This window comes from Kitasatospora purpeofusca (genome assembly GCF_042691725.1).
In the GTDB taxonomy this organism is placed as follows: domain Bacteria; phylum Actinomycetota; class Actinomycetes; order Streptomycetales; family Streptomycetaceae; genus Kitasatospora; species Kitasatospora purpeofusca_B.
Window position 1 is genome coordinate 5,235,258 of record NZ_CP170483.1, and the last position, 24,691, is coordinate 5,259,948.

20 protein-coding genes and 2 tRNA genes are annotated in these 24,691 nt (G+C 70.3%); 18 read left to right on the top strand and 4 right to left on the bottom strand.

Translation table 11 applies throughout. The annotated features are described in order from the left end of the window. Positions 1–323: 323 nt before the first annotated feature. From ACFCLZ_RS22435 to ACFCLZ_RS22445, 3 genes are all read left to right on the top strand, one after another. On the top strand, positions 324–1,172 hold the full coding sequence (locus ACFCLZ_RS22435) for a GntR family transcriptional regulator (protein WP_380278654.1): 849 nt from the start codon (positions 324–326) through the stop codon (positions 1,170–1,172). After that, positions 1,169–1,855: an HAD family hydrolase gene (locus ACFCLZ_RS22440; protein ID WP_380278656.1), complete on the top strand. Its 687-nt coding sequence runs from the start codon at positions 1,169–1,171 to the stop codon at positions 1,853–1,855. The genes ACFCLZ_RS22435 and ACFCLZ_RS22440 overlap by 4 nt, the downstream gene beginning before the upstream one ends. A 207-nt stretch (positions 1,856–2,062) precedes the next feature. Continuing rightward, positions 2,063–2,938 (top strand): DUF6602 domain-containing protein, encoded by an 876-nt coding sequence (locus tag ACFCLZ_RS22445; RefSeq protein WP_380278658.1) that lies wholly within the window; start codon positions 2,063–2,065, stop codon positions 2,936–2,938. Positions 2,939–3,222: 284 nt separating this feature from the next. On the opposite strand, the gene ACFCLZ_RS22450 is transcribed toward ACFCLZ_RS22445, so the two are convergent. Continuing rightward, on the bottom strand, positions 3,223–4,506 hold the full coding sequence (locus ACFCLZ_RS22450; protein ID WP_380278660.1) for a hypothetical protein: 1,284 nt from the start codon (positions 4,504–4,506) through the stop codon (positions 3,223–3,225). A gap of 370 nt (positions 4,507–4,876) precedes the next feature. On the opposite strand from ACFCLZ_RS22450, the gene ACFCLZ_RS22455 reads away from it, so the two are divergent. Next, positions 4,877–5,347: a hypothetical protein gene (locus ACFCLZ_RS22455; protein ID WP_380278662.1), complete on the top strand. Its 471-nt coding sequence runs from the start codon at positions 4,877–4,879 to the stop codon at positions 5,345–5,347. A 289-nt stretch (positions 5,348–5,636) separates the two neighbouring features. Here the strand turns inward: ACFCLZ_RS22455 and ACFCLZ_RS22460 are convergent, their stop codons facing one another. Then, positions 5,637–6,317 carry an HAD family hydrolase gene (locus tag ACFCLZ_RS22460; protein WP_380278664.1) on the bottom strand — a complete coding sequence of 227 codons (681 nt, stop codon included), beginning with the start codon at positions 6,315–6,317 and terminating at the stop codon, positions 5,637–5,639. Between the two features lie 351 nt (positions 6,318–6,668). Here ACFCLZ_RS22460 and ACFCLZ_RS22465 point away from each other — a divergent pair, with 351 nt between their 5' ends. The 8 genes from ACFCLZ_RS22465 to ACFCLZ_RS22500 all read left to right on the top strand — a co-directional run bounded on the left by ACFCLZ_RS22465 (position 6,669) and on the right by ACFCLZ_RS22500 (position 19,125). Further along, on the top strand, positions 6,669–8,501 hold the full coding sequence (locus ACFCLZ_RS22465) for an APC family permease (RefSeq protein ID WP_380278666.1): 1,833 nt from the start codon (positions 6,669–6,671) through the stop codon (positions 8,499–8,501). Positions 8,502–8,879: 378 nt separating this feature from the next. Continuing rightward, positions 8,880–10,874 carry an APC family permease gene (locus ACFCLZ_RS22470; RefSeq protein ID WP_380286243.1) on the top strand — a complete coding sequence of 665 codons (1,995 nt, stop codon included), beginning with the start codon at positions 8,880–8,882 and terminating at the stop codon, positions 10,872–10,874. Between the two features lie 329 nt (positions 10,875–11,203). Next, on the top strand, positions 11,204–11,293 hold the full coding sequence (gene kdpF, locus ACFCLZ_RS22475) for a K(+)-transporting ATPase subunit F (protein WP_344342429.1): 90 nt from the start codon (positions 11,204–11,206) through the stop codon (positions 11,291–11,293). A 1-nt stretch (position 11,294) separates the two neighbouring features. Then, complete coding sequence (gene kdpA / locus ACFCLZ_RS22480; protein ID WP_380278668.1) at positions 11,295–12,956, top strand: potassium-transporting ATPase subunit KdpA; 1,662 nt, start codon at positions 11,295–11,297, stop codon at positions 12,954–12,956. Further along, complete coding sequence (gene kdpB, locus ACFCLZ_RS22485; RefSeq protein WP_380278670.1) at positions 12,956–15,085, top strand: potassium-transporting ATPase subunit KdpB; 2,130 nt, start codon at positions 12,956–12,958, stop codon at positions 15,083–15,085. The genes kdpA and kdpB overlap by 1 nt, the downstream gene beginning before the upstream one ends. A gap of 19 nt (positions 15,086–15,104) precedes the next feature. Further along, complete coding sequence (gene kdpC, locus ACFCLZ_RS22490) at positions 15,105–15,728, top strand: potassium-transporting ATPase subunit KdpC (protein WP_380278672.1); 624 nt, start codon at positions 15,105–15,107, stop codon at positions 15,726–15,728. Positions 15,729–15,850: 122 nt separating this feature from the next. Continuing rightward, complete coding sequence (locus ACFCLZ_RS22495) at positions 15,851–18,451, top strand: ATP-binding protein (protein WP_380278673.1); 2,601 nt, start codon at positions 15,851–15,853, stop codon at positions 18,449–18,451. Further along, positions 18,448–19,125, top strand: a complete 678-nt coding sequence (locus tag ACFCLZ_RS22500; protein WP_380278675.1) for a response regulator — start codon at positions 18,448–18,450, stop codon at positions 19,123–19,125. Before ACFCLZ_RS22495 ends, ACFCLZ_RS22500 begins: the two co-directional genes overlap by 4 nt. Positions 19,126–19,354: 229 nt before the next feature. Here the strand turns inward: ACFCLZ_RS22500 and ACFCLZ_RS22505 are convergent, their stop codons facing one another. Further along, the gene (locus ACFCLZ_RS22505; protein WP_380278677.1) at positions 19,355–20,638 is read right to left on the bottom strand and encodes a hydrolase; all 1,284 of its coding nucleotides are present in this window, start codon (positions 20,636–20,638) and stop codon (positions 19,355–19,357) included. 238 nt (positions 20,639–20,876) lie between these two features. Here ACFCLZ_RS22505 and ACFCLZ_RS22510 point away from each other — a divergent pair. The 6 genes from ACFCLZ_RS22510 (at position 20,877) to ACFCLZ_RS22535 (ending at position 23,423) form a co-directional block, all read left to right on the top strand. Further along, positions 20,877–20,949 (top strand) — tRNA-Thr (locus ACFCLZ_RS22510). Positions 20,950–20,992: 43 nt separating this feature from the next. Further along, a tRNA-Met gene (locus ACFCLZ_RS22515) sits at positions 20,993–21,065 on the top strand. Between the two features lie 84 nt (positions 21,066–21,149). Beyond that, positions 21,150–21,314: a 50S ribosomal protein L33 gene (gene rpmG, locus ACFCLZ_RS22520; RefSeq protein WP_006604855.1), complete on the top strand. Its 165-nt coding sequence runs from the start codon at positions 21,150–21,152 to the stop codon at positions 21,312–21,314. A gap of 120 nt (positions 21,315–21,434) precedes the next feature. Continuing rightward, entirely contained in the window at positions 21,435–21,896 is a 462-nt protein-coding gene (locus ACFCLZ_RS22525; protein WP_380278679.1) for a MaoC family dehydratase N-terminal domain-containing protein, read from the top strand. Between the two features lie 5 nt (positions 21,897–21,901). After that, a complete protein-coding gene (locus tag ACFCLZ_RS22530) occupies positions 21,902–22,324 on the top strand; it encodes a MaoC family dehydratase (RefSeq protein WP_380278681.1) in 423 nt (140 codons plus the stop codon). Between the two features lie 55 nt (positions 22,325–22,379). Further along, positions 22,380–23,423 carry a UDP-N-acetylmuramate dehydrogenase gene (locus tag ACFCLZ_RS22535; RefSeq protein WP_380286244.1) on the top strand — a complete coding sequence of 348 codons (1,044 nt, stop codon included), beginning with the start codon at positions 22,380–22,382 and terminating at the stop codon, positions 23,421–23,423. Between the two features lie 7 nt (positions 23,424–23,430). On the opposite strand, the gene ACFCLZ_RS22540 is transcribed toward ACFCLZ_RS22535, so the two are convergent. Then, entirely contained in the window at positions 23,431–24,459 is a 1,029-nt protein-coding gene (locus tag ACFCLZ_RS22540) for an adenosine deaminase (RefSeq protein WP_380278683.1), read from the bottom strand. Between the last annotated feature and the right edge of the window lie 232 nt (positions 24,460–24,691).

A 24,691-nucleotide genomic window follows, 5' to 3' on the forward strand; every position in this document is an offset into this window, starting at 1 on the left:
CAGCACTGGCTGCCCCGGTTGCCCAGGGCGGCCAGCAGGTCTGCGCCCTTGAAGGCGGGCGCGGCCTTTTTGATCTAGGTCTCCGATCTGACAAGGCGCCGGGATGCCTCGGCCCGATCTGTCCCGGGCCCCTTCGCCCTGGGCGCGGCGGAAGGCCGGCCATCTACGGGCGCATTCGTGCAGGTCAGAGCAGCCCAAAGAAGGCCCCTCTGTGTCACCCCTGTCTCACTCGGTGCGACACTCACAACATAGAGAACCTGCTTAGGCAGGTCAAGAGAGTTGGGTTTCTCGCGCCTGTTGGGCACCTGCCCTAGCATTGGTCCATGGCCTTGGACCCGGACGACTCGCGCCCCCCGTATCAGCAGGTCAGCAGCTCTCTGCGGGCCTCGATCCTCACCAAGAAGCCGGGCTTCGAGACCGGCGACAAGCTCCCCTCGGGCCCCGAGCTGGCGAAGCACTTCGGCGTGGCGCGCGGCACGGTGGACAAGGCGCTCGACCTGCTCCGCACCGAGGGGCTGATCGTGACGCGGCAGGGGAGCGGCTCCTTCGTCCGGGAGCGGACGTCCCGGCCGGTCGGGCTGCGGCCTCACCTCGAAGCCGCCTTCGAGCAGCAGCAGGTGACCCTCGACTTCGCCGGCTTCTCCAGCGAGACCCTGCACAACGCGCTCCAGGAGCCGCTCGACAAGGTCCGCTCCGGCCGCCTGGCGCCGGAGTCCATCACGGTCCGCCTGCTGCTGCCGGACACCACCGCGCCGATGGCCGTGCCGGTGCTCGTCGACGGGCTCCAGGACGAGGCCGCCCTCCGGCAGCGCGCCCGCAGCATCGCCCTGACGAACGCCGGCGGCATCGCGCACTCGGTGGAGATGCTGGCCGAACTGGGCCTGGTCCAGAAGGCGAGCGTCCAGGTCAAGGTCCACCGGGCGTCCAGCCTTTTCAAGCTGTACATCCTGAACCGGCAGGAGGCGTTCTTCGGCTTCTACCCGCTCCGCGAGCGCACCGTGGCGATCGACGACACCGACCACACCTTCTACGACGTGACCGGCAAGGACACCACCCTGTTTCACCACGCCGCCGGCCCGGACGACGCCTCGCTCGGTTCGCAGTACGTCCAGCAGGCCCAGATGTGGTTCGACAGCGTGTGGAGCACGATCGCGTACGAGCGGCAGTCATGACCGCCACGCTTCAGCAACTCGCCGACGTGCTGAGGCCGGTGAAGCACGTACTCCTCGACTTCGACGGCCCGGTGTGCTCGGTCTTCGCCGGCCTCCCCGCTCCGGAGGTTGCACGGCGTCTCCGTGAGGGCCTGCTTGCCGCGGGCGAGCGGGCCCCGGCCGGGGCGGATGAGAAGAACGACCCGCTTGCCTTGCTCCGGCTGATCTCGGACGCCCGGCCCGATCTCACGGAGAGGACGGACACCGCGCTGGCTGCGCTGGAGACCGAAGCCGTCCGGGCCGCCCGCCCGACCCCAGGTGGAGAATCGGTTCTGCTTGCTTGTGCCCGCTCGGGCCGCCTTGTCTCGGTGGTCAGCAACAACGCGGGCGTGGCCATCGAGGCATACCTCACTGAGTACGGCCTCAGCGACTATGTGGCCGGCGTCTTCGGACGCGCCCCGGGCGACCCCTCCTCCATGAAGCCGAACCCGCGCCTCCTGCTCGAAGCTATGGAAGCCGCAGGCACCGAGCCGGAGCACTGCATCTTCATCGGCGACGCAGCCCGCGATGTCGAGGCCGGGGAGGCCGTCAGCGTCCCGACGATCGGCTACGCCAACAAGCCGGGGAAGCATGCCAAGCTGGCTGCTGCCGGCGCTGTGGTGATCGTGGAATCCATGCAGCTCATCGCCGATGCTCTGACCTGACGTTCAGGCTCCTGGTGCGGTGCCCGAAACGTCGAGAAGTGAGCGACATCTTGGCGAAACGTCCGTTGCCGTTGTCCCCCGATAAATCATCTGCCATCTGAGTCTGCCTCTGATGAGCCGTGATCACTCGCCAGCGCGGCTCTTGACGGGTTGGTCGATCTCCTGATTCTGCAGACATGCTGCACGTGCGGTGACAGAATTGATGAATTGGCCGAGCTGTACGAGAGGAGAGTAGTGAGCCAGCGAGAGCTAGTTTCCTATTTCAAGCAGGCCACCATGGAAATGCAGCTCGAATACGAGCGAATCCGCGCACGTGCCATGGAAGATCCAGGGACCGCCGGGGATGAAGGCGAAGAGAACTGGGCATCACTCTTAAGGAAGTGGCTCCCCGGAGATTTGCAGATCGCCACGAAGGGCCGAGTTCTCTGCGGCAATGGACAAGCGACTGATCAAGTCGATATCGTGGCCCTCTCTCCTCTGTATCCGTATGGAATGCTGACCAAGAAGATGCATCTCGCTTCAGAGGTGATGGTCATCTTTGAGTGCAAGTCGACCTTGAAAGCGCAGCATATCGAGAAGACGATCGTAAGCGCCAGCCATGCAAAAGAGGCTATTTATAGGGCGCATGGAAAGGAAGTAATTTACGGGCTAGTTGCTCACTCGCACTCGTGGCGGGCCGACAAGCTGAAGGTGGTGGACGTGATCTCAGGAATGCTTGCAGGGGCTGATGAGACCCATGTTGGCCATCCAAACAATTCGCTCGATTTCTTGTGCATTGCAGATTTGGGGACATGGGTTCTTCGCGCGGAGTCGGATGAGGATATCTACGGCCCGGGAGTTGTTAGCTACTATTCCGGCCCATCGTTTACTGGATTTGGTGGAAAAAGTGTTGATACGTCTTCCATTGGAAGGATGATCACATATGTACTCCGGCGCCTTTCCTATCTAGATGGCAAGTATAATGGGTTGGCTGGATATTTCGGAATGGCGGGCCTCGAAGGGCCGGGATCTTACAATTCGAAGAATCTTCGAAAGTGGAAGAATTTCGAAAGCGGGCGTCGGCATGTCGATCTCTTCCTTTGAGGTAGCGATCGTCCCGCATGGAAGCCGCAGGTATCGAGTCGGAGTGCTGCATCTTCATCGCCGGCGCAACCTGCGATGTCGATGCTGGGTAGGCTGTCGGAGTTCCGACAATCGGCCACGCCAACAAGCCGGGGAACAGTGCCAGGCTGGCCGTTGCCAGGGAGATAGCCATAGTCGACGCCATGTAGAAGATTGCAGACCCTTTGAGCTTAAGAAATCCGCAGCCCGGGCTAGGCGGTTGAAGCCGCCTGGCCCGGGCTCGGGGATTTCTCTGGAAATCGCGCCTACTGGCGTGCCAGGAACCCTGCAAGCTGCGCATGACGCTTAAGGGTGACCCGGATCGCATCTTTAATGGATGAGGGGCGGGTGTTCTCGGTTGAAAAGGCTTTCAGTTCGATAATTACCGAATCCTGCTGGCTGCCTGGACGCTGCACGAGTACATCTGCCCGCACCTTGCTGTTCGGGGTTCGGATCTCTCTTTCCGAGTGGGCGTCAAACCCGAGAGCTCGGAGGCACAGTGCAATCCTCGCCCCGAGTTGGGTGGGCTTGGTTGTCACTCCCTCGTACCACTCGCGTGCATTTTTCGCTCGTTCAGATTCACGTTCCCTCAATGGGCTGAACGTGCTTGGGTCCCATTTCTCGCCAACGATTGAAATGAAATGAGACTTCTCAAACCGGTCGAGATACGAGCGGCTGGGATCGACCACTTCCTTGTCGAGATCTTTGCATAGCGGGTGAAGATCGGCCGCCGCAATGGGTACTAGTCGAACATCGAAGTAGAGCCTTGCCCGGTTGAGCTCCGACAGGGGAAGTGACTGGCGGTCGTCCTCGTTGAGCTCTCGATAGAATGCGTTCCAGTCCAGCTTGTAGCCGTCGCGTGCGCTAGTAAATCCCGCAACCCGAGTGATCCGCAGGCCGTCGGTCACAGGCCACAGCATGACAACCTGGTAGCGGGAAATATCGTGGAGCTTCGTTGTGTAGCTCGCAAGCTTCTCAGCTACTGCCTCAATCGCGGCGCCGATGGTCGGGGATTTGTCCGAGATCTCTTCTACGTCGCTGGTTAGGACTTCGAAATCTGCGAGTGGTTGGTTCCTGTTGTGGAAGGCAAAGGTTTCTTCCACGATTTCGGCCCAGTTGCTTCGCTGAGGGCCGGTGAGTTCGAAGTCGCGCGCCAGCAGGATTCGCTCGTTGCGGGAAGTCGCGGCAGCTAGGTCTGCTTGGAATTCTCGACTCGTTGTAAGCCAGATGAAGAGGACAGGGCGCTGTCGGAGTTCACCTCGGTCTAGGAGGCTCAGCCTTTCGACAAACTGTGAGGGGAGGGCCGTCTTCTCTGCGACTCGCTCCTCGAATTGATCGATTACCGCAATAATCAGCTGGGACTGATTTCTGTATCCATCAACAGCCCTGAGCTCTTCAAGTAGGGCCGCCTCTGAGGCGATTGCCGAGCGGGTCAGTTCTACAACTTTGCACTCGGGGAGATGTGTCGCAAGTTCTCGGGCTGCAGAGCTCTTTCCGGACCCGCTTCGACCGAAAATTGGAAGGAATCTAATCCCTCCTGTGATCTGCATGCTGGCATGAGCACGCTGGACCTGTTCCAGGAGCGGTCGATCTGGACGCAGGCGCCCGCGAAACGCCGGGTCCAGATCTTCGTAGCGCGAGGGGAGGCGAGCCGACATGGCTGGATTGTACTCCTATCGGCGGAATCTCCTAGGGGCTATTTGGAATTCGGTATCCAGACTGTGGGCCCTTGCATGTCAAGACGTCCAGGGTCGGAGGTTCGGGCCGAGCGAGAGGTATGACGTCCGTGCGCTGCCCGCCGACAGTGTGACGTGCAGTTTGGTCTGGAGTGGGAGACTGATGCGCTGCCGGTCGGCGGTGAGGTCACTGTGAAGGTGTCACCTCTTTTGTGGGGTGCATGGCGCCGGTAGGTTCTGGGCGGTGATTACTCAGATCGTCACGCTGGTGGGCGTCCTGCTGGGGGCGCTCACGTCGTTCGTGGCTACCGGGTGGGCGGAGCGGGTCAAGCGCCGGCGGGTGATGGCCGCGCGGTGGGATGAGCGAAAGCTCGACACCTACGTGCAGTACGCGACCTGCGTGAAGGAGATCGACTCGGTCGCCAAGCGGGCTAGGCAGGCTGAGGCGGGCTCGACGGCGCGGGCGGAGTTCCTGGCGACGATGGAGCAGGCGGAGATCCGGCGGTCGGCGCTCTTCGAGACGCTCGTTCTGCTCGCGAGTCCGGCCGCGGTGGAGGCGGCGAAGGCGGTGAACGCCGCGTTGTGGGAGTCGGAGATCGCTGCCCGTGAACACGCCAGCGTGCCCAACGGCGCCGCCCTGGTCGAGTTGCTCAACGTCTACCATGCGCAGGCCCGGCTCGACCTCGGCGTCGGAAGCTCGGCTGGCGGAGCGTGATCAGGAACACGGAAGGGCCGGGTTCGGGTAGTGGAGATGCTACCGGGCCCGGCCCTTTGGGCGGTCGCCGCGGTGGGGCGGTATGGCGTCGTCGAGACCATGATCCGGACCAGTGGCGGACCAGATCTGGGCCGGGAGTAAGAGTCCGCAGGTCAGAGCGCCTCTGGTCAGCGGTCTGTAAATCTGTCGCGCAAGCTACGCAGGTTCGAACCCTGCACCAGCCACAGGATAGATGGAAGGCCCCCGATTCACGGAGACGTGGATCGGGGGCCTTTTGTCATTTCTGGGGTCATCGGGGGAGGGAGAGGAGGAGGGTGGCGGCGGTGGGGGTGTCGGGGGCGGTGTGGGTGGGGGTGGGGTGGGACGGGGGGAGGGACGGGGGTGGGGTGGGGGTGATCCAGATGGAGCGGATGCCGGTGGCGTGGGCGCCGCAGAGGTCGGTGGCGGGGTTGTTGCCGACCATCCAGTCGGTGGGGGCGAGGGTGCGGCCTAGGCGGGCGGCGGCGAGGTGGAAGATCGCGGGGTCGGGTTTGCGGACGCCGGCCTCCTCGGAGACGCAGACGGCGTCGACGGCGGGGAGCAGGCCGGTGCGGGCGAGTTTGGCGCGCTGGATGTCGGCGCGGCCGTTGGTGACGACGGCGATGGTCCAGCCGGCCGCGCGGAGGGCGGCGAGGGCTTCGGGGACGCCGGGGATCAGGTGGGTGCGGCCGGCCTCGTGGGTGACGTGCTCCTCCCAGAGGGTGGCGCCCGAGTGGGGGAGGCGGAAGCGGGCGCCGATGCGGCCGAGGCCGGTGGGGGAGCGGTCGGCCTGGAAGAGGGTGCGGACGACGAGGGCGGCCTCGGGGGGCAGGTCGTGGGCGGCGCAGAAGGCGGGGGCCCAGGCGTCGGGGTCGCCGTCGCGTTCGACCAGGGTGTGGTCCAGGTCGATGAGGAGGAGGGGCGAGGCGGGAGTCGGAGGGTAGTTGAACATGTGCGGAGGGTAGTGGACGGCGGGGGGTGGAGGTTATTGCGAATGACTTGCAATTACCTGGGGCAGGCAGCACAGTGGTGGAGCAGGGGTGGGGTCGGACCGTTCAGCTTGGCTGCCGAGCAGTCCCGGCCGTGCGCGAGCGCGGCGGGAGTCCTCCGTAAGAGCTGATCGTCTTCCCAACCGGCGCCCGCCGGGACAGCGGTCCACCCACCCCGCCCAGTCGGCCCGGCCGCCGTCAACGGCCCGTCAAGAGCGGGCGACGGCGCGTCAGGAACGCGTAGGGGCCATGGGGTGGTGCCGGTCGCCGCCCGCAGGATCGGAGCAACCGATCGACTGCGGAGGTTCCGTCCGATGTCCAGCCCCCTCGCCCCGGCCGTCACCGCCGAGCCCGAGCCGCCGGATACCGGCGGGAGCGCCGCGGACCGGTACCGGTTGACCGCGCTGGGCGGTCTGGCGGCGCTGTCACTGGATGCGATGGCCTCGGTGGCGTACGGGCCGGAGTCCGTGGTGCTGGTGCTCGCCGCGGCGGGGGCGTACGGCCTCGGGTTCACGCTGCCCGTGACGGCGGCGATCGCGGTGCTGCTGGCGGTGCTGGTCGCCTCGTACCGGCAGGTGATCGCGGCGTTCCCGGACGGTGGCGGCTCCTACGCGGTGGCCAAGGCGCACCTGGGCCGGCGGACGGCGCTGACGGCGGCGGCCTCGCTGGTGGTCGACTACGTCCTGAACGTGGCGGTGTCGGTGACGGCCGGCGTGGCGGCGCTCACCTCCGCCGTGCCGGGCCTGTACGAGGACCGGGTGTGGCTGTGCCTGGGTGTGCTGGCGCTGGTGACGGCGGTGAACCTGCGCGGGATCGCCGAGTCGGCCCGCTGGTTCATGGCGCCGACCGCCGTCTTCGTGCTGTCGATCCTGGCGATCGTCGTGGTCGGCCTGTTCCGGGACGCGCCGGTGAGCACGGCGGCGGCCGACGGGCACGCCTCCGCCCTGGCCGGCGACGCGACCGCGGTCGGCGCGCTGCTGCTGCTCAAGGCCTTCGCGGCCGGCTGCTCGGCGCTGACCGGTGTGGAGGCGGTGGCGAACGCCGTCCCGTCCTTCCGCGCGCCGGGCGTGAAGCGCGCGCAGCACACCGAGGTCGCGCTCGGCGCGCTGCTCGGCGTGATGCTGATCGGACTGGCGGTGCTGATCGGCCGCTTCCACCTCCAGCCGGTCGAGGGCGTCACCGTGCTGGCCCAACTGGCCGACGCCTCGCTCGGCCACGGCGCCGGCTTCTACCTGGTGCAGTTCGCCACCGTCGTCCTGCTGGGCCTGGCCGCCAACACCTCCTTCGGCGGCCTGCCGGTCCTGCTGCACCTGCTGGCCCGCGACCACCACCTCCCGCACGTCTTCGCCCTGCGCGCCGACCGCCAGGTCCACCGCCACGGCGTGCTCTTCCTGGCCGCCGTCTCCGCCCTCCTGCTGGTCGGCTCGGGCGGCGACGTCAACAGCCTGGTCCCGCTCTTCGCCATCGGCGTGTTCGTCGGCTTCACCGTCTGCCAGGTCGGCATGGTCCGCCACTGGTACCTGCACCGGCCCGCCCACTGGAAGGCCAAGGCGGCGCTCAACGGCTTCGGCGCGCTGCTCACCGGCACCGCCGCGCTCGTCGTCACCGGCACCAGGTTCACCGAGGGCGCCTGGGGCATCTGCCTGGCCCTGCCCCTGCTCGTCCTGCTGTTCGAGGCGGTGCACCGCGGCTACGCCCGGATCGGCGAGCGCCTCGAACTGGGCCGCGTCCCCGGCCCGCTCACCCCGCAGCGCAGCCTGGTCGTCGTCCCCGTCACCGCCATCACCCGCCTCACCCGCGACGGCCTCTCCGCCGCCCTCTCGCTCGGCGACGAGGTCATCGCCGTCACCGTCGTCCACGAGCCGGACGAGGCCGAGGCGCTGCGCCGGGACTGGGAGCTGTGGCGGCCCGGCGTGCCCCTGATCGAGATCCCCGACGCCCACCGCCGCCTCGGCCCGCCGATCGCCGCCTTCGTCAACGACCTCGCCGCCGAGCACGCCTACGACCGCCTCACCGTCCTGATCCCCGAGGTCGAACCGGTCCGCCCCTGGCAGCGCGCCCTGCAGAACCGCCGCGGCGCCGTCATCGACCGGGCGCTGCGCCGGCACACCGATGCGGTGGTCTGCCGGCTCCGGATGCGGATGTGAGGCGCGGATGCGAGGTGTGGATGCGAGATGCGGATGTGAGGTGCGGGACGCGGGTACGGGGGCGAAGCCGAGCAGCCGAACAGCCCGATAATCACCCCCCCCTGATGGAATTGCGGTGATATGCCCCATATAAATGGCCTGATCGTCATATCTTGACGATGTCTTAACGGCCCCTCTTAACGCCTTCGAAACGCCCCCACCCCACCCGGCATGCCCCGCTCGTAGCGGCTCCGACCTGCGAAAACATCCCGCCCCTCCGTCGTCCGGGACGACCCGGGCACGCCGGAACGGCCCATTGCGCGCCCGTCGCACACGCTTACGCTCGCCGATGTGTTCAACGTGCCCCAGGCGCTCAAGCGCCTCGTGATCGGCAGGGCGATGCGCAGCGAGGAGCTCGGGGAGACCCTGCTCCCCAAGCGCCTGGCCCTGCCGATCTTCGCCTCCGACCCGCTCTCCTCGGTCGCCTACGCGACCCAGGAGATCCTGCTGGTGCTCACCGTCGGCGGCACCGCCTTCCTCTACCTGACCCCGTGGGTCGCGGCCGGCGTGGTCGCGCTGATGGCGGTCGTGGTGATGTCCTACCGCCAGGTCGTGCACGCCTACCCGAGCGGCGGCGGCTCCTACGAGGTGGTCTCCCGCAACCTGGGCGCCAACTCGGGCCTGGTGGTGGCCGCCTCGCTGCTGGTCGACTACGTGATGACGGTCGCCGTCTCGGTGGCCTCCGGCGTGGACAACATCATCTCGGCGCTGCCCTCGCTGGCGGACCACCGGGTGGAGCTGGCGCTCGGCTTCGTCGTGCTGCTGATGGCGATGAACCTGCGCGGCGTCCGCGAGTCCGGCAAGGCCTTCGCCGCGCCGACCTACCTGTTCATCGGCGCGATCCTGCTGATGGTGGTCACCGGTCTGATCCGGGTGGTGTTCGGCGACGCTCCGGTGGCGTCCAGCGCCGCGTACGGGGTCGTGCCGGAGGACGGCAAGGACACCCTGGCCGGGCTGGGGCTGCTGATGCTGGGGCTGCGGGCGTTCGCCTCCGGCTGCACGGCGCTGACCGGCGTGGAGGCGATCTCCAACGGCGTGCCGGCGTTCCGGGCGCCGAAGTCGAGGAACGCCGCCGCCACGATGGCCGTGATGGGCACCACGGCCGTGGTCATGTTCGTCGGCATCACCTCACTGGCGCTGATCTCCAAGGTCCACATCGCCGACGACACCTGCCACCTCAGCGGCTTCCCGGGGGACTGCGCGAGCGCGCCGCAGCAGACCGTGATCGCCCAGCTGGCGGCGGCGATCTTCGGCGGCGACCACAGCGTCCTCTTCTACGCCGTGCAGGCGGTCACCGCGCTGGTGCTGATCCTGGCGGCCAACACGGCGTTCAACGGCTTCCCGCTGCTCGCCTCGATCCTGGCCGAGCACCGCTACCTGCCCCGCCAGATGCACACCCGCGGTGACCGGCTGGCCTTCTCCAACGGCATCATCGCGCTCGCGGTGGTGGCCGGCGGGCTGCTCTGGCTGTACGACGCGGACGTCACCAGCCTCATCCACCTCTACATCCTGGGCGTCTTCACCTCCTTCACGCTGTCGCAGATCGGCATGGTGCGGCACTGGAACCGGGCCCTGGCCACCGAGACCGACCCGTCGGTGCGCGGCGCCGCCCAGCGCTCCCGCGCGATCAACTTCTTCGGCGCGGTCACCACGGCGCTGGTGCTGGTCGTCGTGCTGCTGACCAAGTTCACCCAGGGCGCCTGGCTGGCCGTGGTCGCGGCGGTGGTGCTGTGGCTGATGATGCGCGGCATCCGGCGGCACTACGACGGCGTCGCCGAGGAACTGGCGGTGGAGGACGGGCCGGCCGAGTCGGTGCGGCCGTCCAAGGTGCACGGCATCGTGCTGGTCTCCAAGATGCACAAGCCGACCCTGCGGGCGCTCGGCTACGCCCAGGCCTTCGCGCCGGACTCGCTGGAGGCGCTCACCGTCGCGGTGGAGCAGGACGCCACCGGGGAGCTGGAGCGCCGGTGGCGGGAGCTGGACGTCCAGGTGCCGCTGAAGGTGCTGGACTCGCCCTACCGGGAGATCACCAAACCGGTGGTGCAGTACGTGCGGGACCAGCGGCGGAGCAGCCCGCAGGACGCGGTCGCGGTGTTCATCCCCGAGTACGTGGTCGGCCACTGGTGGGAGCACCTGCTGCACAACCAGTCGGCGCTCTGGCTGAAGAGCCGGCTGCTGTTCACGCCGGGGGTGATGGTGATCAGCGTGCCGTGGCAGCTGACCTCCTCCAACCGGGCGAACCGGCCCTCGCGGCGCGCCCCCGGCGCGGTCCGGCGCGGCGAGCCCGAGCAGCGCGCCGAGCGGGAGAAGACGGCGGCCCCCGAGCGCGGGTAGGCGCCCGCGCACGGGAACGAGGCCCCGGACGGCACCCGCCGTCCGGGGCCTTCGCGCACCCGGTCACGGCCCGGACAAGGGCCCGTATGGAGCCCGTCAACAATCGAACGGGCGCCGTATGGAGGGCGTCAAGAGAGCCGTTGACGCTCCGTGAGCGCGGTTGGCTGGCCTTGCCGGCCCGCCGCCGGCGCCGCACCCCGCGCTCCGACGCGGGCGACGCGGCCACCTCCGAACCACCGTGGTGGAGCCATGTCCGATCTCATCTACGTCGCCGTCACGCTTGCCGTGTTCGGCGTCATCGCCCTGATCGCGCGGGGGGTGGAGAAGCTGTGAGCGCGGAGAACGTCGTGGGTCTCATCGTGGCCGTCGCGCTCGTCGGCTACCTCGTCGTGGCGCTGATCTACCCGGAGAAGTTCTGACATGGGCTCGACTCTCGCGGGCTGGTTGCAGGTCCTCGCCCTGGTGGGCGCGTTGGCCCTGTGCTACCGGCCCCTGGGCGACTACATCGCCCGCATCCTCACCACTTCCAGGCACCTGAGAGCGGAGAAGGCGCTCTACAAGGTGATCGGCGTGGACGCGGACGCCGACCAGCGCTGGTCGGTGTACCTGCGTTCGGTGCTGGCGTTCTCGGCGGTCTCCGTCCTCTTCCTCTACGGTCTGATCCGTCTCCAGCAGTGGCTGCCGCTGGGGCTGGGCGTGGAGCAGATGCCGGGCCACCAGGCCTGGAACACCGCGATCTCCTTCGTGGCCAACACCAACTGGCAGTCCTACAGCGGCGAGGCCGCGATGGGGCACCTGGCCCAGATGGCGGGCCTGGCGGTGCAGAACTTCGTGTCCGCGGCCGTCGGCATCGCCGTCGTCGCGACGCTGATCCGCGGTTTCACGCGCAACCGGACCGACCGGGTCGGCAACTTCTGGGTCGACCTGACGCGGGTCAGTGTGCGGCTGCTGCTGCCGGTGGCGGTGGTGTTCGCGCTGGTCCTGGTGGCGAGCGGCGTGGTGCAGAACTTCCACGGCTTCCACGAGGTCACCACCCTGGTGGGCGAGCCGCAGGCGGTTCCGGGCGGGCCGGTGGCCTCGCAGGAGGTCATCAAGCTGCTGGGCACCAACGGCGGCGGCTTCTACAACGCCAACTCGGCGCACCCGTTCGAGAACCCGAGCGGCTTCTCGAACCTGGTCGAGGTCTTCCTGATCCTGTTGATCCCGTTCGCCCTGCCGCGCGCGTTCGGCCGGATGGTCGGGGACCACCGCCAGGGCTACGCGATCGTCTCGGTGATGGCGCTGTTCTGGATCGCCTCGACGGCGCTGGTCACCTTCTTCGAGTCGCAGCACGCGGGCAGTGCCCTGCAGGCGGCCGGCGGGGCGATGGAGGGCAAGGAGCAGCGGTTCGGTATCGCGGCGAGCTCGATGTTCGCGGCGTCGACGACGCTGACGTCGACGGGGGCGGTGAACTCGTTCCACGACTCGTACACGCCGTTCGGCGGGGGTCTGACGATGTTCGACATGATGCTGGGCGAGATCGCGCCCGGCGGTGTGGGCTCGGGCCTGTACGGGATGCTGGTGCTGGCGGTGGTCGCGGTGTTCGTGGCCGGTCTGATGGTCGGGCGCACTCCGGAGTACCTGGGCAAGAAGCTGGGCGGGCGGGAGATGAAGTTCGCCTCCCTGTACATCCTGACGACGCCGACGATCGTGCTGGTCGGTACGGGTGTGGCGATGTCGTTGCCGGGTGAGCGGGCCGGGATGCTGAACTCCGGTGCCCACGGCTTCTCCGAGGTGCTGTACGCGTTCACCTCGGGTGCGAACAACAACGGTTCGGCGTTCGGCGGTATCACCGTGAACACGGACTGGTACGACACGGCGATCGGTCTGGCGATGGTGTTCGGCCGGTTCGTGCCGATGGTCTTCGTCCTGGCGCTGGCGGGCGCGCTCGCGCAGCAGCAGCCGGTCCCCGCCACCCCGGGCACCCTGCCCACCCACAAGCCGCTGTTCGTGGGCCTGCTGTCGGGCGTCGTCCTGATCGTCGTCGGCCTCACCTACTTCCCGGCCCTGGCTCTCGGGCCGATCGCGGAAGGTCTCTCCTGATGTCGTCCACCCTTACCGAGAAGACCGAGAAGCCGGCCCCGCAGCCGGAGACGGCGTCCGCCGAGGCGGCGCACAGGGCTTCCGGCGGCCTGCTGGACCCCAAGCTGATCCTGGCGTCCCTCCCGGACGCGGTGAAGAAGCTCGACCCCCGGGTGATGGTCAAGAACCCGGTGATGTTCGTGGTCGAGGTCGGCTCGGTCGTCACCACCGTCTCCGCGATAGCCGACCCGTCGGTGTTCGCCTGGTCGATCACCGTGTGGCTCTGGCTGACCACCGTCTTCGCCAACCTGGCCGAGGCCGTCGCCGAGGGCCGGGGCAAGGCGCAGGCGGACACCCTGCGCCGCAGCAGGACCGACACCACGGCCCGCCGCCTGACCGACTGGCCGGCGTCGCGGGCCGAGCAGGAGGTGCCCGGGACCGCGCTGCGGCTCGGCGACCACGTGGTGGTCGAGGCCGGGCAGACCATCCCGGGCGACGGCGACGTCGTCGAGGGTGTCGCCTCCGTCGACGAGTCGGCGATCACGGGCGAGTCCGCGCCGGTGATCCGCGAGTCGGGCGGTGACCGCTCCGCGGTGACCGGCGGCACCAAGGTGCTCTCCGACCGGATCGTCGTGAAGATCTCCTCCGAACCCGGCAAGACCTTCATCGACCGGATGATCGCCCTGGTCGAGGGCGCCGCCCGGCAGAAGACGCCCAACGAGATCGCGCTCAACATCCTGCTGGCCTCGCTGACCATCGTCTTCCTGATCGCGGTCGTCACCCTGCAGCCGATGGCGACCTACGCGGGCGCCCCGCAGTCGATGATCGTCCTGGTCGCGCTGATCGTGGCGCTGATCCCGACCACCATCGGCGCGCTGCTCTCCGCGATCGGCATCGCGGGCATGGACCGGCTGGTCCAGCGCAACGTGCTGGCGATGTCGGGGCGCGCCGTCGAGGCCGCCGGCGACGTCAACACCCTGCTGCTCGACAAGACCGGCACCATCACCCTCGGCAACCGCCAGGCCGCCGAGTTCCAGCCGGCCGAGGGCGTGACGGTCGACGAGCTCGCGGACGCCGCGCAGCTCTCCTCGCTGGCGGACGAGACGCCGGAGGGCCGCTCGATCGTCGTCCTCGCCAAGACGGCGTACGGCCTGCGGGCCCGCGTCCAGGGCGAGTTGGCCCACGCCACCTGGGTGCCGTTCACCGCCCAGACCCGGATGTCCGGCGTCGACCTCGACGAGGCGGACGGGGTCCACCAGGTCCGCAAGGGCGCGGCCGCGGCGGTGTCCTCCTGGGTCACCGGCAACGGCGGCACCGTCACCGACGAGGTCTCCTCCCTGGTCGACGGCATCTCCGCGGCCGGCGGCACCCCGCTGGTCGTCGCGACGAAGACCGGCGACGCACCCGCCCGGGTCCTGGGTGTCATCCACCTCAAGGACGTGGTGAAGGAGGGCATGCGGGAGCGGTTCGACGAACTGCGCCGGATGGGCATCCGCACCGTCATGATCACCGGCGACAACCCGCTGACCGCCCGGGCCATCGCGCAGGAGGCGGGCGTGGACGACTTCCTCGCCGAGGCCACCCCCGAGGACAAGATGGCCCTGATCAAGAAGGAACAGGCCGGCGGCAAGCTGGTCGCGATGACCGGCGACGGCACCAACGACGCCCCCGCCCTCGCCCAGGCCGACGTCGGCGTCGCCATGAACACCGGCACCATGGCGGCCAAGGAGGCCGGCAACATGGTCGACCTGGACTCCAACCCCACCAAGCTGATCGAGATCGTCGAGATCGGCAAGCAACTCCTCATCACCCGCGGCGCCCTGACCACCTTCTCCATCGCCAACGACGTCGCGAAGTACTTCGCGATCATCCCGGCCATGTTCGCGGCCGTCTACCCGGGCCTGGACAAGCTGAACATCATGCACCTGCACAGCCCGCAGTCCGCGATCACCTCGGCCATCGTCTTCAACGCCCTGGTCATCATCGGCCTCATCCCCCTCGCCCTGCGCGGCGTGAAATACCGCCCCACCGACGCCGGCAGCCTGCTGCGCCGCAACATCGGCCTCTACGGCTTCGGCGGCCTGGTCGTCCCGTTCATCGGCATCAAACTGATCGACCTGGTCGTCCAGTTCATCCCCGGCCTCAACTAGCAAGAGAGGAGAACGCATCATGTCCAAGCCCCTGCCCACCGCCGTACGCACCCACCTCACCGCGCTGCGCGCCCTGCTGGTCCTGACGGTGCTCCTCGGCATCGCCTACCCGCTGCTGGTCACCGGCGTCGCCCAGGCCGTCTTCACCGACAAGGCCAACGGCTCGATCGTCGAGGCCGACGGCAAGGAGGCCGGCTCCAGCCTGCTCGGCCAGAACTTCAACCTGCCCAAGCAGAACCCGGACGACCCGGACGAGGCCCCCCGCCCCGACCCGCGGTGGTTCCAGCCGCGGCCCGGCGCCTACGACCCGAAGGCCTCCGGCGCCTCCAACCTGGGCCCCAACAGCGAGGACCTCACCACGGCGGTCGAGGAACGCCGCCAGGCCGTCGCCGCGTTCGACGGCGTCGACCCGGCGAGCGTCCCGCCGGACGCGGTCACCGCCTCCGGCTCCGGCCTCGACCCGCACATCTCCACCGCCTACGCCGAGCAGCAGGTCCAACGGGTCGCCAAGGCCCGCGACCTGCCCGCCGACACCGTCCGCAAGCTGGTCGACACCTACACCGACGGCCGCCCCCTCGGCTTCCTCGGACAGCCGGGCGTCAACATCGTCCTGCTCAACAGGGCGCTGGCGGAACAGAGGTGACGGCCGTTCGGCTGAGCGCCTGAGACGGGCCGATCCGGGCCGGGGGACCACCCCGGGCCCGGATCGGCCCGCCCTCCGTCCCCGTCCCTCCGTACGCCGCAGACGACGAAAGAGCAGCGCCCATGGCCCGCGACCTCACCCCCGGCACCGGCCACCGACGCGGCCGGCTGAGGGTGTACCTCGGCTCCGCCCCCGGTGTCGGCAAGACCTACCGGATGCTGGACGAGGCACGGCGCAGACAGGACCGCGGCGCGGACGTCGTCGTCGGCTACATCGAGTGCCACGGCCGCCGGCACACCGAGGCCATGCTCGACAGCCTGGAGGTCCTGCCGCGGGTCCACCGCTCCTACCGGGACACCGACTTCGAGGAGATGGACCTCGACGCGGTGATCGCGCGCAGGCCCACCGTGGTGCTGGTCGACGAACTCGCCCACACCAACATCCCCGGCGGGCGCAACGGCAAGCGCTGGCAGGACGTCGAGGACCTGCTGGACGCCGGGATCGACGTCATCACCACCGTCAACATCCAGCACCTGGAATCGCTGAACGACGTCGTCCGCAAGATCACCGGCACCCCCCAGCGCGAAACCGTCCCGGACGAGGTGGTCCGCCGGGCCGAGCAGATCGAACTCGTCGACATGGCCCCCCAGGCGCTGCGCCGCCGGATGGCCCACGGCAACGTCTACAGGGCGGAGAAGGTGGACGCCGCGCTCTCCCACTACTTCCGGGTCGGCAACCTCACCGCCCTGCGCGAACTCGCCCTGCTCTGGGTGGCCGGGCGGGTCGACGAGGGCCTGCGCGACTACCGGGCCAGCCACAACATCGACCGGGTCTGGGAGACCCGCGAGCGCGTCGTGGTCGCCCTCACCGGCGGACCCGAGGGCGAGACGCTGATCCGCCGCGCCGCCCGCATCTCGGACCGCACCGCCGGCGGCGACCTGCTCGCCGTGCACGTCACCCGCAGCGACGGGCTGGCCGGCGCCTCCTCCGGCGCGCTCGCCCAGCAGCGGCAGCTGGTGGAGAGCCTCGGCGGCAGCTACCACGTGGTCGTCGGCGACGACATCCCCACCTCGCTGCTCGCCTTCGCCCGCGCCCACGACGCCACCCAGCTCGTCCTCGGCACCAGCCGACGCGGCCGGATCACCCGCTTCCTCACCGGCCCCGGCATCGGCGAGACCACCGTGGACGCCTCCGAGGACATCGACGTCCACATGGTCACCCACGAGTTCACCGGCCGCGGCCGGCTGCCCTCGCTCGGCCGCCGCCACTCCCGGCGGCGCACCGTCGCCGGCTTCCTCTCCGGCCTGGTGGTGCCCTGGCTGCTGACGGCGCTGCTCTCGCAGTTCCACGAGACCGTCAACCTCACCACGGACGCGCTGATCTTCCAGCTCGGCGTCGTGGCGGTGGCCCTGCTCGGCGGCGCGACCTCGGCGCTGGTGGCCTCACTGGTCGCCTCGGTGCTGCTCAACTACTTCTTCATCCCGCCCGTCCACAACTTCACCATCGGCGAGACCAACAACATCATCGCCCTGGTGGTCTTCGCCGCCGTCGCGCTGACCGTCTCCACCGTGGTCGACCACGCCACCCGGCTCACCGCCCGGGCCGCCCGGGCCACCGCCGAGGCCGAGACCCTGTCCACCCTGGCCGGCAGCGTGCTGCGCGGCGCCGACGCGCTGCCCGCCCTGCTGGAGAAGTCCCGCACCGCCTTCGGCATGCGGACCGTCGCCCTGCTGGAGCGCACCGGCGGCGAGGTGCTGGCCTCCTGCGACGGCGGCGGCGAACCCGGCCCGGGGCAGGCCGACGAGCCCACCGAGGTCCCGGTCGGCCCCGACGCCGTCCTCGTCCTCACCGGCCGCCGGCTGCCCGCCGCCGACCAGCGGGTGCTCACCGCCTTCGCCGCGCACGTCGCCGCCGCCCTGGAACGCGACCGGCTCGCCGTGGTCGCCGCCGAGGTCGAACCGATCAAGGCCGCCGACCGGATGCGCACCGCCCTGCTCGCCGCCGTCAGCCACGACCTGCGCACCCCGCTCGCCGCCGCGCTCGCCTCGGTCGGCTCGCTGCGCAGCCCCGACGTCGAGTTCTCGCCCGAGGACCAGGCCGAACTGCTCGCCACCGCCGACGAGTCGCTCGTCAAACTCACCCGTCTGGTGGACAACCTGCTCGACATGAGCCGCCTCCAGGCCGGGGCGCTCACCCTCCACCTCGCCGAGACCCACCTCGACGAGATCCTGCCGCGCGCCCTCGACTCGCTCGCCGACCCGTACGCGCCCGTCCAGCCGCTCGACCTGGAGACCGTGCCGCCCGTCCTCGCCGATCCGCCGCTGCTGGAGCGCGTCCTCGCCAACGTGATCACCAACGCGCTGCGGCACAACGCCCCCGGTGCGCCCGTCCTGGTCGCCGCCAGCCACCACGCCGAGCGGGTCGAGCTGCGGGTGATCGACCGCGGCCCCGGCATCGCCCCCGAGGACCGTGACCGGGTGTTCCTGCCGTTCCAGCGCCTCGGGGACACCGACAACACCACCGGCGTCGGCCTCGGCCTCGCCCTCTCCCGCGGCCTGGCCGAGGCCATGGGCGGCAGCCTGGAGGTCGAGGACACCCCCGGCGGCGGCACCACCATGCTGCTCACCCTGCCCGCCGCGAAGCCGCCGTCCGACTTCCCGCCGTCCGACTTCCTGCTGTCTGGGCGCCCGCCGTCCGAGGACCCGGGGGAGGCCCCCGCATGAGTGAGATCCTCGTCGTCGACGACGAGCCCGCGCTGCTGCGCACCCTGCGGATCAACCTGGGCGCCCGGCAGTACGCCGTCCGCACCGCGGCCACCGGCGGCGAGGCCCTGGACCGCGCCGCGCACCACAGCCCGGACGCCGTCCTGCTCGACCTCGGCCTGCCCGACCTGGACGGCATGGACGTCCTGCGCGGTCTGCGCCGCCGCAGCGCGGTGCCGATCATCGTGCTGTCCGGCCGCTCCGGCGCCGCCGACAAGGTCGACGCGCTGGACGCGGGCGCCGACGACTACCTCACCAAGCCGTTCCTGATGGAGGAGCTGCTGGCCCGGCTGCGGGCCGTGCTGCGCCGCCCGCCGGTCGCCGGCCCGGCCGGGTCCGCGCCGGTGATCGGCGACCACACCGTGGACCTCGCCGCCGGCACGGTGACCGGCCCGGACGGCCCGGTGCGGCTCACCCCGACCGAGTGGCGGATCCTCGCCCTGCTGCTGGCCAGCCCCGGCCGGCTGGTGCCCGGGCGGCAGATCCTGCGCGAGGTGTGGGGGCCGGCCCAGGAGCAGCACGGCAACTACCTGCGGGTCTACCTGGCCGGTCTGCGGCGGAAGCTGGAGCGCGACCCGGCCCGGCCGCGCCATCTGATCACCGAGCCCGGGATCGGCTACCGCTACGAGCCCTGACGACCCGCGCGTCAACGAGCCGTCAAGGGCGGCCGCTCCGCCGCCAACAACGCGTCAAGAGCCACCGGAACCGGCCGTTCGCGGGCGTAGCGTCAGCGGTGAGGAAGCGGCCCCGCTCCATGTGGGGGATGCACGGGGCCTGTCTTCGACAGGCCCCCCGGGGCCGCTTCGCCGCTCCGGCGGCCAGCCAGTGGGGGAGGGGCGCGCGGCGCCATGCCGCGCGCCCCGATCACTCGTTCGGCCCGCGCCCGTCCGTGCCGTCCGCCTGCCGGGGCAGCGCCAGGGCCACCGTGTCGGCGAACTCGCGCACCGCGCTGGTCCGGCTGACCACCCGTCCGCTGTGCACCACGAGCCGGCTGTGCCCGCCCGCCAGCGCCCCGGCCAGGCTGTCCCCGCGCACCGCCAGCAGCTCGGCCGGGAAGCCGGCGTCCACCCGTACCGGCGGCAGCCCGAGCGCCAGCCGCGCCTGGTTGGACACCGCGTCGTAGGCCGCCTCCACGTCCAGCACGCCGTTCGCCGCCAGCAGATAGGCGGCCTCCAGCGGATCGGCCCGCCCGACCGGATTGGCGCCGTCCCGCAGCGATCCGCTGCCGGCCGCCAGCGGCACCCGGGCCCTCACCAGCTCGCGCAGCAGCGCCGGCCGCAGCCCGGAGGCCAGGCCCTCCAGCCCCGCGCAGCCGCCGTTCTGCGGCAGGCAGACCACCCGGATCCCGGCGTTGGCCAGCACCGTCGAGGCGCCCGGTGCGAGCGACCCGCACGGCCCGAGCACCACCCGGGGCCGCAGCGGGGCGAGCGCCCCGGCCAGCCGGGCCAGCCGGCCCGGGTCGGCGGCGGCGGTGTGCAGGTCCACCGGACAGTCCGCCTCCCGGGCGGCCTCCAGCAGCAGCTGGACGTAGCCCGCCGGGTCGGGGTCCAGCTCGGGGCAGCCGCCCGCCGCGGTGGCGCCGAGCTTGAGCGCCTCCCGCAGCTGGGCCCGGCCGTCCGCCCCGGCCCGGCCGGTGAGCAGCCGGGGCATCGCCACCGCCTGCAGCTCGGCGAGGCCGCGCAGCGCCTGCTGGGCCGTGAGCACCGCCTCCAGCCGGCGCAGCCCGTGCACGTCGCCGATCCGGACGTGGGTGCGCTGGGCGGTCGCGCCGTAGCCGAGCGAGGTCAGCGCGGCCTCGGTGACCCGGCGGGTGAGGTCGGTGGGGCTCTCCGGCGGGGGCGTGGGCAGCGCGGCGGAGAAGGCCACGTCGTAGTGCGCGTGCGCCTCGGCGGGGGCGGGCAGCAGCAGGTAGCCGCGCAGGTCGATCCGGGCCCCGGTGGTGACGGTGGGGGCGCCGGGCAGGGCCGGCAGCGGGCCGAGTCCGCCGGCGGTGCCGACGGCCTGGATCCGGTCGCCGCTGATCCGCACGTCCACCACCCGGCCGTCCGCCAGCCTGGCCCCGGTGAGCAACAGGACGGGTCCGTGCCCGAGCGGGTTGGCGGCCGGGCCGCCTCCGGGCTGCGGTCCGTCGGCGGCTGCGCTGTCCATCGCCCGGCTCCTTCTCGCGTCCGGCTCCTGCTCGCGTCAATGAGCGACGAGCCTACGGGCGGCGGGCCCGGGGTGCCGGGAGGCGGGCAATAGTCGTATCGGGTCGGGCCGCGGCCGCGGAGGCCGGTCGAACGCCCGGCCTTCGATCGATCGGCCGTGCGCGTCGCGGACCTGCGGACTTCGCCGCCGGATACGGATTTCACCTCTGGGCGCGGAACGTGTAATCTCTTCCTCGTTCGCCCCTATAGCTCAGTCGGTAGAGCGTCTCCATGGTAAGGAGAAGGTCTGCGGTTCGATTCCGCATGGGGGCTCTGGTGAGAGGGAGTCGGCTTCGGCTGTGCTCAGGATCACCGTGGCGGTGTAGCTCAGTTGGTAGAGCAAGCGGCTCATAATCGCTGTGTCACCGGTTCAAGTCCGGTCACCGCTACCCCGCGTAGTCGGTCGGGAGATCGCACTCCCGGTCGGCTACTCTTGTCTGTGTTCTTATTCATTGTCCAAGGAAGGCACTCCCGTGGCTGCCACCGATGTCCGCCCGAAGATCACGCTGGCCTGCGTGGAGTGCAAGGAGCGGAACTACATCACCAAGAAGAACCGGCGTAACGACCCGGACCGTCTTGAGATGAAGAAGCACTGCCCCCGCTGCAACTCGCACACTGCGCACCGCGAGACCCGCTGACCCTCTCGTAGGGCATCGGGCCTGTGTGAATTCAGGTCTCCGACTCCGGGCCGCATCCCTCACTGGGTTGCGGTCCGGAGTTTTTTTCGTTTGTCCACCGCGTTTCCGAGGAGCTCGCCGATGGCACTCGACCCCTCCTTCATCGGGCGGACGTATCCGCCCACCGAGCCCTACGAGGTCGGCCGCGAGAAGATTCGCGAGTTCGCCGTCGCCGTGGGTGACGCCAACCCGGCGTACACCGACCCCGAGGCGGCCAAGGAACTCGGCCACCCGGACGTGATCGCGCCGCCGACCTTCCCGATCCTGCTCAGCATGCGGGCCTCCGCCCAGGTGGTCCAGGACCCCGAGCTCGGCCTCGACTACAGCCGGGTGGTGCACGGCGACCAGAAGTTCAGCTACACCCGCCCGGTGCGGGCCGGCGACCGGCTGACCGTCGCGGTCACCGTCGACAACATCAAGTCGCTGGCCGGCAACGACGTGCTCACCGTGCGCGGCGAGATCGCGGACGAGTCCGGCGAGCACGTGGTGACGTCCGTCATGACCCTGGTGGCCCGGGCCGCCGACGAGAAGACGGGGGAGTGAGCCCGATGACGGTCAGCTACGACGAGGTCGAGGCCGGCACCGAGCTGCCGGCGCAGTCCTTCCCGGTGACCCGCGCCACACTGGTGCAGTACGCGGGCGCCTCCGGCGACTTCAACCCGATCCACTGGAACGAGAAGTTCGCCCTGGAGGTCGGCCTGCCCGACGTCATCGCGCACGGCATGTTCACCATGGCCGAGGCGATCCGGGTGGTCACCGACTGGGTCGGCGACCCGGCCGCGGTGGTCGAGTACGGCGTCCGGTTCACCCGCCCGGTGCCGGTGCCCAACGACGGGGTCGGCTCGGTGATCGAGGTCACCGGCAAGGTCGCCAAGCTGCTCGACGACCGGAAGGTCCAGGTCGACCTGCTGGCGACCTACGGCGGCCAGAAGGTGCTCGGCCTGTCCCGGGCGGTCGTCCGGCTGGCCTGAGCGCGCCCCGGCCCGGGCGGGGGAGCGTACGGGACCCCCGTACGCTGGGGGCGTGCTGGAAGAACTCGACGCCCCCCTCGCCCCGCTGACCACCCTGCGGCTCGGCGGCCCGGCCCGCCGCCTGGTGACCGCGCACACCGATGACGAGGTGATCGCCGTAGTCCGCGCCGCGGACGCGGCGGGGGAGCCGCTGCTGGTGATCGGCGGCGGCTCCAACCTGGTGATCGGCGACGCCGGCTTCCCCGGCACCGTGCTGCGGATCGCCACCACCGGCTTCGCCCTCGACGGCACCGCGCTGGAGCTGGCGGCCGGCGAGGTGTGGGCCGAGGCGGTGGCCCGCACCGTGGACGCGGGCCTGGCCGGCCTCGAGTTCCTGGCCGGCATCCCCGGCTCGGCCGGCGCCACGCCGGTGCAGAACGTCGGCGCGTACGGCCAGGAGGTCGCCCGGACGGTCACCGAGGTGGTCGCCTACGACCGCCGCTCCGGCGGGACCGTCACCCTCGGCAACGAGGCCTGCGCCTTCTCCTACCGGCACAGCCGCTTCAAGGCGGAGCCGGACCGCTATGTGGTGCTGCGGGTCCGCTTCGCGCTGGAGGACGCCGCCGGGCGCTCCACCCCGGTCCGCTACGCCGAGGTCGCCAAGCACTTCGGGGTGGCCCAGGACGAGCGGGTCGGCCTGCGCGAGGCGCACGACGCGGTGCTCGGCCTGCGGGCCGGCAAGGGCATGGTGCTGGACGCGGCGGACCACGACACCTGGTCGGCCGGCTCCTTCTTCACCAACCCGGTGCTGAGCGCCGGGCAGTACGCCGCCTTCCTGGCGGTGGCCGCCGGGCGCGAGCTGACCGCCCCCGCCTACCCGGCGCCGGACGGGGGCACCAAGACCTCGGCCGCCTGGCTGATCGACAAGGCCGGGTTCGGCAAGGGCTACGGCAGCGGCCCGGCGACCCTCTCCGGCAAGCACACCCTGGCGCTCACCAACCGCGGCGCCGCCACCACCGAGGACCTGCTCGCCCTGGCCCGGGAGATCCGCGACGGCGTGCGGGCCGCCTTCGGCGTGGAGCTGGTCAACGAGCCGGTGATGGTGGGCGTCAGCCTGTAGCGGCCGCTCAGGCGGTCAGCCAGGCGTCGACGTCGGCCAGCAGCTCCTTCTTCACGCTCGCGGGCGCGCACGAGCCGCGCACCGACTGGCGGGCCAGCTCGGCCAGTTCCTGGTCGGAGAAGCCCAGGACGTCGCGGGTCAGGTCGTACTGGGCGGCGAGCCGGGTGCCGAACAGCAGCGGGTCGTCGGCGCCGAGCGCGAGCGGCACCCCGGCGTCGAACAGCCGCCGCAGCGGGACCTCCTCGGGGTGCTCGTAGACGCCGAGCGAGACGTTGGAGGACGGGCAGACCTCGCAGGTGATCTGACGGTCGGCCAGCCGCTGCATCAGCCGCTCGTCCTCGGCCGCCCGCACGCCGTGGCCGATCCGGCCGGCGCCGAGGTCGTCCAGGCAGTCCCGGACGGACTCCGGGCCGGCCAGCTCGCCGCCGTGCGGGGCGGCCAGCAGCCCGCCGTTGCGGGCGATGTCGAAGGCCCGGTCGAAGTCGCGGGCCAGGCCGCGCCGCTCGTCGTTGGAGAGGCCGAAGCCGACCACGCCCCGGTCGGCGTAGCGGACGGCGAGCCGGGCCAGGGTCCGGGCGTCCATCGGGGACTTCATCCGGTTGGCGGCGACCAGGACCCGGATGCCGACCCCGGTGGCCGCGGCGGCGTCGTCCACCGCGTCCAGGATCAGCTCCAGGGCGGGGATCAGGCCGCCCAGCCGGGGCGCGTAGGAGGTCGGGTCGACCTGGATCTCCAGCCAGCGGGAGCCGTCCCGCCGCTCGTCCTCGGCGGTCTCCCGGACCAGCCGGCGGATGTCGCTCTCGTCGCGCAGGCAGGAGCGGGCGGTGTCGTAGAGGCGCTGGAAGCGGAACCAGCCGCGTTCGTCGGTGGCCCGCAGCTTGGGCGGCTCGCCGGAGCTGAGCGCCTCCGGCAGCCGGATCCCGTGCTTGTCGGCCAGCTCCAGCAGGGTGGCCGGGCGCATCGAGCCGGTGAAGTGCAGGTGCAGGTGGGCCTTCGGAAGGTCCCTGACGTCTCGCGGGTTCAGCAGGCGTTCCATTCACGAATCCTGCCGCATCAGGGGGGTCCACGGGAACCGCCCTCTTCCCGTCCCCCGAAGGGGTGGAAAGAGGGCGGTCGGGTCAATCACGGTTGACGCGAGCCCGGGCGAGCGAGCCGAAGGGCCGCGCCGGTGTCGAAAGGGAGAAGCGAGGACGCCGTGACGAAGTCGCGGCGTTGGAGCGCCGACCGTCGGCACCGGGTCCGAGCGGCCCGGAGGCGAGCGAGCCTCA